General features: G+C 25.2%; 9 protein-coding genes. 8 read left to right on the forward strand and 1 reads right to left on the reverse strand.

Features of this window, described 5'->3' with window-relative positions; genetic code table 11:
- The first annotated feature begins 19 nt into the window (after positions 1-19).
- From H0H42_RS00130 to odhB, 8 genes are all read left to right on the forward strand, one after another.
- Positions 20-1,054, forward strand: a complete 1,035-nt coding sequence (locus H0H42_RS00130; protein ID WP_185868529.1) for a sugar phosphate nucleotidyltransferase — start codon at positions 20-22, stop codon at positions 1,052-1,054.
- A 48-nt stretch (positions 1,055-1,102) separates the two neighbouring features.
- Positions 1,103-1,294, forward strand: a complete 192-nt coding sequence (locus tag H0H42_RS00135; RefSeq protein ID WP_185868530.1) for a Sec-independent protein translocase subunit TatA/TatB — start codon at positions 1,103-1,105, stop codon at positions 1,292-1,294.
- 286 nt (positions 1,295-1,580) lie between these two features.
- Positions 1,581-2,579 carry a recombinase RecA gene (gene recA, locus H0H42_RS00140; protein WP_185868531.1) on the forward strand — a complete coding sequence of 333 codons (999 nt, stop codon included), beginning with the start codon at positions 1,581-1,583 and terminating at the stop codon, positions 2,577-2,579.
- Entirely contained in the window at positions 2,576-3,352 is a 777-nt protein-coding gene (locus H0H42_RS00145; RefSeq protein ID WP_185868736.1) for an MBL fold metallo-hydrolase, read from the forward strand. The genes recA and H0H42_RS00145 overlap by 4 nt, the downstream gene beginning before the upstream one ends.
- Positions 3,349-6,537 carry a cytochrome c biogenesis protein gene (gene ccsA, locus H0H42_RS00150; RefSeq protein WP_223843689.1) on the forward strand — a complete coding sequence of 1,063 codons (3,189 nt, stop codon included), beginning with the start codon at positions 3,349-3,351 and terminating at the stop codon, positions 6,535-6,537. The genes H0H42_RS00145 and ccsA overlap by 4 nt, the downstream gene beginning before the upstream one ends.
- Positions 6,538-6,639: 102 nt before the next feature.
- Positions 6,640-9,342 (forward strand): alanine--tRNA ligase, encoded by a 2,703-nt coding sequence (gene alaS, locus H0H42_RS00155; protein WP_185868532.1) that lies wholly within the window; start codon positions 6,640-6,642, stop codon positions 9,340-9,342.
- Between the two features lie 54 nt (positions 9,343-9,396).
- Positions 9,397-12,147 carry a 2-oxoglutarate dehydrogenase E1 component gene (locus H0H42_RS00160; protein ID WP_185868533.1) on the forward strand — a complete coding sequence of 917 codons (2,751 nt, stop codon included), beginning with the start codon at positions 9,397-9,399 and terminating at the stop codon, positions 12,145-12,147.
- 23 nt (positions 12,148-12,170) lie between these two features.
- Positions 12,171-13,370, forward strand: a complete 1,200-nt coding sequence (gene odhB / locus H0H42_RS00165) for a 2-oxoglutarate dehydrogenase complex dihydrolipoyllysine-residue succinyltransferase (RefSeq protein ID WP_185868534.1) — start codon at positions 12,171-12,173, stop codon at positions 13,368-13,370.
- Here the strand turns inward: odhB and H0H42_RS00170 are convergent.
- Entirely contained in the window at positions 13,365-13,919 is a 555-nt protein-coding gene (locus H0H42_RS00170; protein WP_185868535.1) for a tetratricopeptide repeat protein, read from the reverse strand. The genes odhB and H0H42_RS00170 overlap by 6 nt on opposite strands.
- Position 13,920: the final 1 nt, after the last annotated feature.

The raw sequence follows: 13,920 nt of genomic DNA on the forward strand, positions 1-13,920 counted from the left end.
ATTAACATTAAAAATCAACATGAAAATCATTATCCCTATGGCTGGAAATGCCGTTCGTTTGTATCCTCATACATTAAATACAATCAAACCATTGGTTTCTATTGCAGGAAAAACGATTTTGAAAAGATTGATGGAAAATTTAAATAAACTTATAAACACTTTTTCAATAAAAGAAATTATATTTATCATTCCTCCTTGTAAAGAACAAATCAAAAAAGATTTAATAAAGTTTTCAAAAAATATCGGATTAGTTCCTATTATATATTATCAAAAAGTACCCATTGGTACTGCGGATGCATTATTAAAAGCTCATAAATCCTTAATAGGCCCTATTATTATTGCTTTTTCTGATACGTTATTTTATCATTTTTCTTTGGAAAAAGAGATTCAACAACAAGAAAAACAATGTGATGGTATTGTTTGGACCAAAAAAGTAAAAAATCCTCATTCTTTTGGAGTAGTGCAGTGTCATACATCAGGAATAATTTCTCATTTTGTAGAAAAACCAAAAAATTTTCAATCTAATTTGGCTATTATTGGTCTTTATTATTTCAAAAACAGTTGTTTACTTAAAAGAGAATTACAATTATTACAAGATACTTTTAAATGGATTGAAAAAAAAGAATATCAATTAACATACGTTTTAGAAAGCATGAGAAAGAAAGGAATTATTTTTATCAATCATCAAGTAAGTTTATGGTTAGATTTTGGTAACAAGGAAAGAACGATTTCCTCAAATTCTAAAATACTTTCTATTGAATCTAAAAGATCAGAATTGATTCATAAAGACGTAAGCATTGTAAATAGTTTAATCATTAAACCATGTTATATTGGAAAAAAAACAATTATTGAAAATAGCATAATTGGTCCTTATGTCTCTATTGGAAAATATACAATAATAAAAAAAAGTAACATTAGAAGATCTATTATTCAAGATTATACAAATATATCTAACGTAATTTTAGATGATAGTATAATTGGAAATTCTTCTATCGTTAAAGATGTGGTAAAAAAAATTAATATAGGAGATTATTCAAATATTAATATAATATAAAAAAATCGTAATTTTTTTGATTATATTTGATATAAAAATTCCATATACATGGTTTTTATTATTACCCTACTTGGAACTTTCGGAACTTCGGAAATTGTTGTTATTGTTATTCTTGCACTTTTACTTTTTGGTGGAAAAAAGATACCAGAATTAATGAGAGGATTAGGAACAGGTTTAAAAGAATTTAGAAAGGCTTCTGAGGAAAAAAGTCCTGATTCTTCTGAATCGGACGAAAAATAAATAGTATTATTTTCAAATTTGAAAATAATGAAATTAAGAACAACATAAACATTTATCAAACTTATTTTTTAGGATTTATAAATAAAATATAGAAAATCGATTTTATTTGGTTCTTATTCCATCATGAACATTAAATAGGAAATTGATATTAACATGTTCAAATAAAATAGTTTTATTCAAGAAATATTTTGAAAAACAATTGCTTTAAAAAGAACGTTAAATCATATAAAATATTCATAGCGATGGACTTTTCATTTCATGAAAAATTTTGTAAATATTCAAAACTATGAATGATAAAATTGAACAAAAAAAAAAATCATTAAGATCCGTTTTGGATAAAATGGATAAAATTTATGGAAAAGGAACGATTATGCGTATGGGAGATTATAATCTTGCAAAACAATTAGAAATCGTTTCATCTGGATCAATAAGTTTAGATATTGCTCTAGGAATTAAAGGATTTCCAAAAGGAAGAATTATTGAGATTTTTGGTCCAGAATCTTCTGGAAAAACCACTTTAGCATTACACGCAATTACCCAATCGCAAAAATCAGGAGGATATGCTAGTTTTATTGATGCAGAACATGCTTTTGACTGTTTTTACGCAGAAAAAATCGGAGTAAACATTAAAGAATTGATTATATCTCAACCAGATAATGGAGAACAAGCCTTAGATATCGTATACCGTCTTATACAATCAGGAGTAATAGATATTATAGTAGTAGATTCAGTCGCCGCTTTAACACCAAAAAGCGAAATAGAAGGAGAAATAGGTGAATCAAAAATTGGATTACAAGCTAGATTAATGTCTCAAGCATTAAGGAAACTAACATCCAGTATAGGAAAATCAAAAAGCATTTTGATCTTTATTAATCAATTACGTGAAAAAATCGGAGCATATGGAAATCCAGAGGTAACTACGGGAGGACATGCTTTAAAATTTTATGCTTCAATTAGATTGGATATAAGAAAAGGATCTCCTATTAAGAATGGTGATAAAATATTAGGAAATAGAACAAAAGTAAAAGTAGTCAAAAATAAATTATCTCCTCCATTTAAAATAGCTGAGTTTGATATTTTATATGGAGAAGGAATTTCAAAAATAGGAGAAATTCTAGATTTAGGAGTAGACATTGGGATTATTAAAAAAAATGGATCATGGTTTAGTTATAAAAATTACAACTTAGGACAAGGAAGAGATTCTGTAAAAGAATTTTTGAAAGAGAAAAAAAATCTATTGAATGAAATTCAAAGAACCATCATAAACCAATGTTTAAAGATATGAAAATTACTTTTTTAGGAACTGGTAATTCTCAAGGTATTCCTATTATTGGGTCTAATCATCCAGTATGCCTATCTCAAAATCCAAAAGATAAACGATTAAGGAGTTCAATTTTTATTGAAAAAGGAAACCAATGCTTTTTGATCGATTGTAGTCCAGATTTTCGTTTTCAAATGCTTGACAATAATTATGAAAAAATAGATGCTATTTTTATTACACATGAACATTATGATCATATTGGAGGATTAGAAGATATACGACCAATAAATGTGAAAAAGAAACAGATTATTCCTGTTTATGGATTAAAAAGAGTTTTAGAAAATATAAGAAAGAGATGTTTTCATCTTTTTTATGAAACTTCAAAAGAAATAAAAACAAACATTTCGCAAATATCTTTACATGAATTAAATTTTCATAAAAAATACTCATTCAAATCGGAGAAATGTATTATAATTTATCCATTGTTTATATGGCATGGAAATCTTCCTATTTTAGGATTTCGATTAGAAAATTTTGCATATATCACAGATGCTAGTGAAATTCCTATACAAACGATGAAAAAATTGAAAGGATTAGACACATTGGTAATTAATGTATTAAGAAAAAAAATGGACAATGCGTTATTACACACTTTACATATTATTCAAACTATTCATCCAAAAAGAACGTTTCTAACACATATTAGTCACTTATTAGGATTTCATGATAAAATACAAAAACAACTACCGAACAATGTGTATGTCGCTTACGACGGATTAAAAATCATCATAAAATGATAAAAAAATACATAAAAAATATTATTAAATTAATTTTTTCCACAAAACTTACATTAAGTTTATTTATAGTATATTCATTATCTTTGATGATTGCTACCTTTTTAGAAAAAAGGTATTCTACTTCTTTTTCAAAAATTTTTATTTATGAATCTACATGGTTAGAAATTGTTATGTTTCTAATGTTCATTAATTTGATAGGAAATATATGCAAATATCGTTTATGGAGAAAAACAAAGTTTCCTGTTTTTATTTTTCATTTATCATTCATATTCCTATTTATTGGAGGATTTTGTTCAAGATATTTAAGCTTTGAAGGAATTATGTCTATAAGAGAAGGAGAAATTAAACGAAATATTTCTTCTCAAAAAAGTTATATGAAAATAAAGATTAAACATGGTTCTTCTAGTAAAATATACTATGATCCTTATGTTTTGTCTTTTCATCATGATCAATATAAAAAAAAATTTTATTTTGAAGGAGATCCAATTATAATGAAGGTTACTCGTTATATTCCTTGTTCAGAAGTATTTATATCACGTTCCAATCATAAAGATAAATTCGTTAAAATTGTTTCTTCCACTCGTCAAGGACGAGTAGAATTTTTTATTAAAGATGGAGAAAAAATGAATATCAATGGATTATTATTTTCTCTGAATAGAGAGATTCCCATAGGAGTGAATGTGTTTGAAAAAAACAAAAAACTTTATATAAAATCTTCTTTTCCAATAAAATGTATGAACATGAAAAATAGGAAAGTATCTTTTTTATCTAAAGGAACAGTGAATGAATTACATATTCGAAATTTGTATCAAATTCAAATACAAAAAAATTTGTTATTGTATTGGGTCATCCCAGAAGGACTGATTTATGGAGAACGAAAATATGTTCCATCGGGTAATAATAACAATGAAAATTGTCCTTTAAATGCGATCACTGCTATGATTTCTTTTCATAAAAAAGAGAAAATACGAACTTTTTTAGGAGGAAAAAATTCATTAAAAATGAGTGATCCATTTTTTATTGACAATTATCAAATATCCATTGGATATGGTTCAATATTAAGGAGTCTACCATTTTATTTGCGATTAAATAAGTTTGATATGAAAAATTATCCTGGATCTAACTTTCCTTCTTCTTTTAAAAGTTATGTTACGATAATAGATAAAAAAAGAAATTATAAAAAAAATGATTCAGTTTATATGAATAATGTATTAGACTATAAGGGATATCGTTTTTTTCAGTCTGGATATGATCCTGATCAAAAAGGAACGCATTTTACTGTAAATAACGATTATTTAGGTACATATTTTTCTTATACTGGTTATTTTTTAATGGTTGTAGGGATGTTTGTTACTTTCTTTTGGAAAGGGACCAGATTTCATCTTTTAAAAAGAAAATTAAAAAATATAACTTATAAAAAAAAGATGTTATTTTTCATTTTTTTTTTCTTCATTCTTATCAATCAAAATCTTGCATATTCACACAACAATGCCCAATCAAATAAAATATCTTTAGAAAATCTTTCTGATGTCATCCATATTCCTAAAAGACATTCTGATCGATTTTCTCGATTATTGGTTCAGGATTATCAAGGAAGAATAAAACCAATTAATACTATGGCCATTGACCTTTTAAGGAAAATACATAAAAAAAATACTATAGGAAATCTTGATGCCAATCAATGGTATATTTCTATTCATCAGGATAATTTTTTTTGGAGTAAAGTCCCTTTTATAAAAGTAGATAAAAAAGGAGGACCTGATTTTATAAAAAAAGTAAAAGCAAATAAAAATTATTATGTATCTATGATGGATCTTTATCAGATTCATCCTAAAACATCAGAAATTACATTTATTCTTCAAGAAGATTATCAAAAATCTTTTTCCAAAGATCCTATGGAACGAAACGAATATGACAAAGCAGTAATTAATCTTAGCGAACGTTTGGGGATCATTCACGAAATTTTTCAAGGGAAGTACATTTGTATGTTTCCTATTCCTAATGATCACAATCATACATGGTCTAGTTGGATTATCCCAGAATCAGGAAAATTAAATTATGTAGGAATATCAATGTTAAATGATTATCTAAAATCGTTATTTCGTTCACAATATGAAAAAAATTGGAACATATCTGATAACGAAATAAAAAAAATTCAATTATATCAAATAAAATATGGTAAATCAATTATTCCAAGTGATGAAAAAATCTCCGCTGAGATAATTTATAATAAATTAAATATTTTTTATTATTTATGTTTCTTTTATTCTATTATTGGAATTATAATAACCATTAATTCGTTTTTTCATATTTTTTTTGAAAAAAGAAATATATCATTGATTATTTATAAAATTTTTTTTTCTATTTTATTACTCCTTTTTACTATTGATATACTTGCATTGATCACTAGATGGTACATCTCGGGTCATGCTCCATGGACTAATGGATATGAATCTTCTATATTTATTAGTTGTCTTGTCATTTGCATAGGACTTTTTTTTTCTAAAAAAAATCAATTTGTTTTAGGAATTACTCCATTAATTTCTTCTATGTTATTAATGATATCTCATGGAAGTATGATGGATCCGGAAATAAATAATTTAGTACCAGTGTTGAAGTCCCATTGGTTGATCATCCATGTGGCAACTATTGCTTCAAGTTATGGATTTTTTTTTACCGGATCTTTATTAGGATTTTTAGTATTAATATTATATATATTGAGAAACTATTTTTATCATAATTTTTATGAAAAAATACAAGAAAATATAGAAAAATTAACGATTATTAACGAATTATGTATTACAATAGGAATTTTTTTATTAACTACAGGAACGTTTTTTGGTTCAATTTGGGCGAATAATAGTTGGGGACGTTATTGGAGCTGGGATCCAAAAGAAACATGGGCACTTATTAGTATTTTAATTTATGCTTTTATTTTACACATGAGAATGATTCCCGTTCTTCACAATGCATTTCTATTTAATTTTTGTAGTACGATAGCCATTTCCTCTATTATCATGACGTATTTTGGAGTGAATTATTATTTGTCTGGAATGCATTCTTATGCAAAGGGAGATCCGTTTTCCATTCCAAAATGGGTATATTATAGTACAACTATTTTTTTTATTGTTGCAGTTTTTTCTTATTATTCTTATCGTAAACAAGAATCATTAATAAAAAAATAAATTATTTTTTTATAAAAATTTTTAAAATATACAAATCCAATAAATATTTTATGTGGTAAAGAAAAATTATAAAATAAACAATCAAATCAATTTTCATCATAAATGAAATATAATATTGTTAAAAGTATTTTTCTAGATTTTTTCAAAAAAAGAAATCATAAAATTTTACCTTCTTATCCAATTCATTCCTACCACGATCCATCATTATTTTTTATTAATGCAGGGATGAATCCTTTCAAAGATATTTTTTTAGGAAACATTCAAGCAGATTATAAAAGAATTGCAAATGTTCAAAAGTGTCTTCGTATTACAGGAAAACATAATGACCTAAAAAATGTAGGATATGATAATTATCATCATACTATGTTTGAAATGTTAGGAAATTGGTCGTTTGGAGATTATTCAAGAGAAAAAGCAATCACATGGGCTTGGGAATTATTAATTAATGTTTATAATATCCCAAAAAACAATGTGTATGTTTCTGTTTTTTATGGAGATCAAAGAGACCAACTATCTTTTGATAAAGAAACTTTAAAATATTGGAATTTTTTTTTAGATAAAGAACATATTTTATTCTTTGGAAAAAAAGAAAATTTTTGGGAAATGGGCGAATCCGGTCCTTGTGGTCCTTGTACAGAAATTCATATAGATCTTAGAAATGAAAAAGAAAAAAAAAATATCCATGGAAAATACCTGATCAATAAAAATCATCCTAAAGTCATAGAAATATGGAATATCGTATTCATAGAATATTTTCGAAAATCCAATGGAACGTTAAAAAAACTTTCAACTAAACATGTAGATACAGGAATGGGGATAGAAAGACTTTGTATGGTACTTCAAGAAAAAACATCTAGTTACGATACAGATATATTTTCTCCAATGATTGAAAATATACAAAAATCTTTAGGAAATTTTTATGATCATAAAAATTTCCATCAACAGTCCTCTATTCGAATTGTTACTGATCATTTAAGATCAGTGATCTGTTCTATCTATGATGGACAATCCCCATCGAATAATGGAGCTGGATATATTATAAGAAAAATTTTAAGGAGAGCTATCATTCACGTTTATTTTTTTTTATGTAAAAAAGATCCTTTTATTTATCATCTTGTGAATTCTTTTATTCCATTAATAAAGAATTTTCTTCCAAATATTGAACAAAATATAGGTTATATAACTAATCTTATCAAAGAAGAAGAAATTTCTTTTTTAAGAATTATAGAAAAAGGTGAAAAAAAAATTTTACATATTATTGATAATATTAAAAAAAATAATAATCAAATTATTGATGGAAAAACATTGTTTAAATTGCATGATACTTATGGATATCCTTTCGAACTATCTAAAAATATCGCTGAAAAAAATAACATATCAATTGATGAACATTCGTTTTATAAAGAATTACTAAAACAAAAAGAAAGAGCGAAAAAAAATTTTTTTAAAAATGAGAAAAATGATTGGATTCAAATATATAAATATGATCCTTTCCCTTCCCATGAAGATTCTTTTGTAGGTTATAAACAAATTGAATGTGATAATGTATTTATTACAAAATATAGAAAAATAATAAATAAAAAGGACGATGCCATTCATCATTACGAATTAGTTTTTAACAGAACTCCATTTTATCCTAAAAGTGGAGGACAAATAGGAGATACCGGATATATACAAAATGATTTTTTTAAAAAAATTTTTATATTTGATACGAGAAAAGAGCATTCTGTCATTATTCATTCGGTAAAGGATTTTCCTTTACAATTTGTTTCACATAAATTCAAAACGATTGTAGATATATCAAGAAGAAATAATATAGAAATTAATCATACATCAACTCATCTTCTACATTTTTCATTAAAAAAAATTTTAGGAAATCATATTCATCAAAAAGGATCCTATATAGGCGATGATTATATCAGATTTGATTTTTCTCACTATCAAAAAATTTCTGAAGAAAAATTAATTCAAATAGAAAATTTAGTTCAAAAACTCATATTTGATCACATCCCTTTCAAAGAAGAAATTTTTTCTTCCATAGAAGAAGCAAAAAAACATATTCCTCATTATCAAGAAACATTTGAAAATATCTATAGAAAAAAAAATAAAATACGTTTAGTATCTTTTGGAAAATCTAATGAATTATGCATTGGAACTCATGTAAAAAATACTGGAGATATTCATATTTTTAAAATTTTATCGGAAAATTCAATTTCTCATGGAATACGAAGAATAAAGGCAATAACATACAAAAATGCAATGATTTATTTAAAAAATATTTGCATAAAATATCATGCATTTATGAAAAATTTAAATTCCTCTATATCTCCTATAAAGGAGGTTCAAAATTTAAAAAAGGATAATAAAACAATGAAAGAAAAAATAAAAAAAATGTGTTTATATAATGTAAAGGAATTACAAAAAAATTATGAAAAAAAATCTATTCAATTTAATTCTATCAATTACATCTGCGATTTTAATATAAAGAATGAAACGGAATTTGAAATTAAAGTAATAAGAAAAATTATATTGAATATGAGAGAGAATATTAATAATTTATTTGTAATAATAGGGGTTATAAAGAATAAAAAATTGATGATTTTTCTTGCAATATCTGATGATATTATTAATAAAAAAAATATTCACGCTGATAAAATTATGAATAAAATGATTCCTTATATTAAAGGAACATGTTGGGGAACATCCTTTTTTTCTACAGCAGTAGGAAATAAAATCAGTGGATTTCAATTCATTTTAAATGATATCATGATGTTTATAAAAAAAACATTTTCAAATAATAATTAAAATAATTCATTTTGATACATTTTGAAAATGTTTAAATTTGAAAAAAAATAGTGTATGAAAGATAGATATTCTTTTCTAAATGCTATTCATTTTAAAGATATAGAATCTCTGTATGAAGAATATAAAAAAGATCCTCATTCATTAGAATCAAGTTGGAGAAATTTTTTTTGCGGATTTGATTTTGGTCAAAAAAATGGTTTAGAAAATCCAATTATTAAAAATAATAATGAAAAAAAAACGGATTTTCATGGAAAAATGAATAAGGAATTTATTGTTTATAATTTAATCCAATATTATAGAAAAAAAGGACATCTTTTTGCTTATATCAATCCAATTATTAAAAATCAAAGAATTTTTCCTTCTTTGGAATCCTTTGGTCTGTCTAAAAAAGAACTAAATGAACCATTCCAAGCAGGAAAATTATCAGGTATTTGTGATGAGATCACTTCATTAAAAAATATTATTCATTCCCTAGAAAATATTTATTGCAAATCTATAGGAATAGAATATATGTATATTCTAGATTCTGAAAAAATTAATTGGATTGAAAAATGGTTTTTGAAAAATTCAATGCTATTTTCTAGTAAAGAAAAATTTTTTTTCTTAAAAAAACTCCATGAATCAGTTTGTTTCGAAAATTTTATACACAAAAAATTTGTAGGACAAAAAAGATTTTCAATAGAAGGAAACGAATCAATTTTACCTGCATTAGAATCTATAATTGAATATGCTTCCAAAAAATATTTGACTAAAAATTTTATTATGGGAATGTCTCATAGAGGAAGATTAAATGTTCTTTCCAATTTTCTTAAAAAAGATTTTTCACAAATATTTAGTGAATTTCATGGAAAAGAATATAAAGAAAAGAATTTTTCTGGAGATGTAAAATATCATTTGGGATTTTTTAAGAATAGAAAAACTTTTGGAGGAATCGATGTTGAAATTTATTTAGTTCCTAACCCTTCTCATTTAGAAACGGTGACAAGTGTAGTCGAAGGAATGTCTAAAGCAATAGTAGATTTATATCATAACAATGATCAAAAGAAATATCAAAAAGTGATTCCTATTCTTATTCATGGAGATGCATCATTATCTGGTCAGGGAGTGGTATATGAAGTATTACAGTTATCTAAACTTGATGGATATCAAACAGGTGGAACCCTTCATATTGTAATTAATAATCAAATAGGATTTACTACAAGCCCTGAAGAAGGAAGATCCAGTATGTATTGTACAGATGTGGCTAAAGTAATGATGTCCCCTGTTATACACGTAAATGCGTATGATATTGAATCTGTTATGAAATCTATATTTTTTGCAATAGATTTTAGAATGCGATATCATGAGGATGTTTTTATTGATTTAATAGGATATAGGAAGTATGGACATAATGAAGGGGATGAACCAAGGTTTACACAACCTATTTTATATAAGATGATTTCTAAGTATCCTAGTATATATGATGTATATAAGAAAAAATTGAAAAAAGAAGGAATTCTTAATCAAAATGATATTGAAAATATGGAGAAGGAGTATGAACAAATTCTTGATAAAAAATATCAATATGGAAAAAATGTTAAATGGAATACATTAAATTATTTTTTAATTAAAAATTGGGAAAATTATCCTATCGTTTTTGATCATTCTTATATTTTTAAAAAAGTAAATACAAAATTTTCGAAAGACAAAATTATAGAAATTTCTAAAAAAATTTTTACTCTTCCTAAAAAGAAAAAATTCTTTAAAAAAACAAAGAATCTTTTCCAAAAAAGATTACATATGGTCAATCATGAAAAATGTGTAGATTGGAGTATAGCAGAACTTTTAGCATATGCAACAATTTTATACGAAGGAAGGAATATTCGTTTATCAGGAGAAGATGTAGTAAGAGGGACTTTTTCTCATAGACATGCCATGATTAAAACAGAGAATGAAGAAAATATTTTTCTTCTTAACCATATAGGAAATGGAAAAATGCAAGTTGTAAATTCCCCTCTTTCAGAATATGGAGTTTTGGGATTTGATTATGGATATTCTATGGTTTCCCCTAACGTATTAACTTTATGGGAAGCTCAATTTGGAGATTTTGGAAATGGAGGACAAATCATCATAGATCAATATATTTCTTCTGGAGAAAGTAAATGGAAAATAAGAAACGGAATTGTTTTATTGTTGCCTCATGGGTATGAAGGTCAAGGACCAGAACATTCTTCAGCAAGAATAGAAAGGTACTTACAACTTTGTGCAAAAAATAATATTTTTGCCGTCAATTGTACTTCTCCTTCAAATTTTTATCATGTATTAAGAAGACAAGTAAAATTACCTTATCGAAAACCTCTTATTATTTTTACTCCAAAAAGTTTACTTAGAAATAAAAAATGTTTGTCATCGATTAATGATCTTTCAGAAGGGTCTTTCCAAGAAGTAATAGACGATTTAACGATCATAGATAAAAATAAGATACAACGAATTATTTTATGTTCTGGTAAAATTTATTATGATTTGTTAAATAAAAGAGAATTCATGGAAAATACTAAAATTGCATTAATTCGTATAGAGCAAATATATCCTCTTAATATAAAAAAGTTACATCAAACAATTTTTAATTATAAAAAAATAAATGAAATTTTTTGGGTTCAAGAAGAACCAAAAAATATGGGATTGTGGAGTTATATTTTCATGAATTTAGGTAATTCAATTCCCATTCGTGTTATTGCTCCTTCAGAAAATTGTAGTCCCGCTACAGGATCATATGAAAATTTTTTGAAAATTCATAATAATATTTTAGAACAAGCATTTATATAATTGAAATTCCACATAAATACATTATGATAATAAAAATAAAAGTTCCATCTCCAGGAGAGTCGATTGAAGAAGTTGAAGTTTCTTCATTCCTTGTTAGAGATGGAGAATCTGTTAAAAAAGGACAGATTATTGCCGAAATTGATTCGGATAAAGCAACACTTGAAATTGTTGCAGAAGAAAATGGGATCATTAAGTTGATGACCAAAAAAGGAAATAAATTAAAGGTTGGAGATACTTTATGCTTAATCGACACTAATACAAATCATAAAAATGAAAAAAGAAAAGAAGATCTTCAATTAAGAAAAAATAATAAAAAAACAGAAAAAAAAGCATCTCCTTCATCTATCTCCTTTTTAAAAGAAAAAAATATTTCATTAGAATCGATTGAAGGAACTGGAAAACGTGGAATGATTACGAAAAAAGATTGTATTAATTTTTTGAAAACACATGAAATTGAATCTAATGAAAATGAAACTTTTCAAAAAGTTCATCGTAAAGAAAAAATCACCCATCTATCATCCTTGAGAAGAAAAATTGCAGAAAGATTAGTATCTGTACAAAATCAAACGGCGACTTTAACAACGTTTAATGAAATTGATATGAAAGAAATTTTTCTTATAAGAAAAAAATATAAAAAACGTTTTAAAGAAAAACATGGAGTAAATTTAGGATTTATGTCTTTTTTTACAATGGCTTGTGTAAGATCTCTGAAGCTTTATCCGGATGTAAATGCTATGATTGATGGAAATGAAAAAATTAATTTTGATTATTTTGATATTAGTATTGCCATAGCAGGACCAAGAGGATTAATGGTTCCAATCATAAGAAATGCAGATACTTTATCTTTCTATGAAATTGAAAAAAAAATTAATGAATTATCACATCGAGTTCGAAATAATAAAATTTCTATAGATGAAATGACCGGTGGAACATTTACTATTACAAATGGTGGAGTTTTTGGATCCATGTTATCTACTCCAATCATTAATCCTCCACAAAGTGCAATATTAGGAATGCACAAAATTACGGAAAGAGTTGTTGCAATTAATCAATCTATTCATATACGTCCTATTATGTATGTAGCTTTATCTTATGATCATAGATTAATTGATGGAAAAGATTCTGTTAATTTTTTAATTTCTATTAAAGAATCTATAGAAAATCCGATAAAATTTTTTATGGATGGAAAAGAAGAATACATCCATAAAAAATTAGATTTATAACGATCTCTTTATAAATGGATTCATCATACAATTTTCATTCATTTTTTTCATTTTTATATAAATAAATTGAATATGTTCACGTAACATTCCAGATGCATCCATTTTTTTTGCTTCTAACAAAAAATTTTTTGCATTTTTTTTATCTCCTCTTGATAAATGAGCAATTGCTATATTCAGTTTGGCAATTGCTATATTTTCATTTAATCTTAATCCAAGATCCAATGATTTTTTCATGTAATATTCTGATTTCAATAAGTTTTTATTTGAATATAGGATTCCATTTAAAAAATAATAATAAGATATTTGTTCTTTTGTTAATTGTGATTCAGGATCTTTAATACATTTTAAATATTTTTCTAATCCATTAAAATCTTTTCTTATTATTTTGAAAAGAGATAAAATAAGAAATTCATTTCTAAAAATGAAGAAAATAGGAATAAAACTTAATAGGATAAAAAACAATCCTATAATATATTTTTCTTTAAAAAAGAAAAAAGTAGATATCAAAAATATAAATAGGAAAGATATTATTTTCGTATTTTTTTTCATT

Origin of the sequence: Blattabacterium cuenoti, from assembly GCF_014252275.1 — a bacterium.
Lineage (GTDB): Bacteria > Bacteroidota > Bacteroidia > Flavobacteriales > Blattabacteriaceae > Blattabacterium > Blattabacterium cuenoti_O.

Excerpts from the sequence above, each read along its gene's own strand:
- H0H42_RS00130 (WP_185868529.1), top strand. The coding sequence starts at position 20 with ATGAAAATCATTATCCCTATGGCTGGAAATGCCGTTCGTTTGTATCCT.
- H0H42_RS00135 (WP_185868530.1), top strand. The coding sequence starts at position 1,103 with ATGGTTTTTATTATTACCCTACTTGGAACTTTCGGAACTTCGGAAATT.
- recA (WP_185868531.1), top strand. The coding sequence starts at position 1,581 with ATGAATGATAAAATTGAACAAAAAAAAAAATCATTAAGATCCGTTTTG.
- H0H42_RS00145 (WP_185868736.1), top strand. The coding sequence starts at position 2,576 with ATGAAAATTACTTTTTTAGGAACTGGTAATTCTCAAGGTATTCCTATT.
- ccsA (WP_223843689.1), top strand. The coding sequence starts at position 3,349 with ATGATAAAAAAATACATAAAAAATATTATTAAATTAATTTTTTCCACA.
- alaS (WP_185868532.1), top strand. The coding sequence starts at position 6,640 with ATGAAATATAATATTGTTAAAAGTATTTTTCTAGATTTTTTCAAAAAA.
- H0H42_RS00160 (WP_185868533.1), top strand. The coding sequence starts at position 9,397 with ATGAAAGATAGATATTCTTTTCTAAATGCTATTCATTTTAAAGATATA.
- odhB (WP_185868534.1), top strand. The coding sequence starts at position 12,171 with ATGATAATAAAAATAAAAGTTCCATCTCCAGGAGAGTCGATTGAAGAA.
- H0H42_RS00170 (WP_185868535.1), bottom strand. The coding sequence starts at position 13,919 with ATGAAAAAAAATACGAAAATAATATCTTTCCTATTTATATTTTTGATA.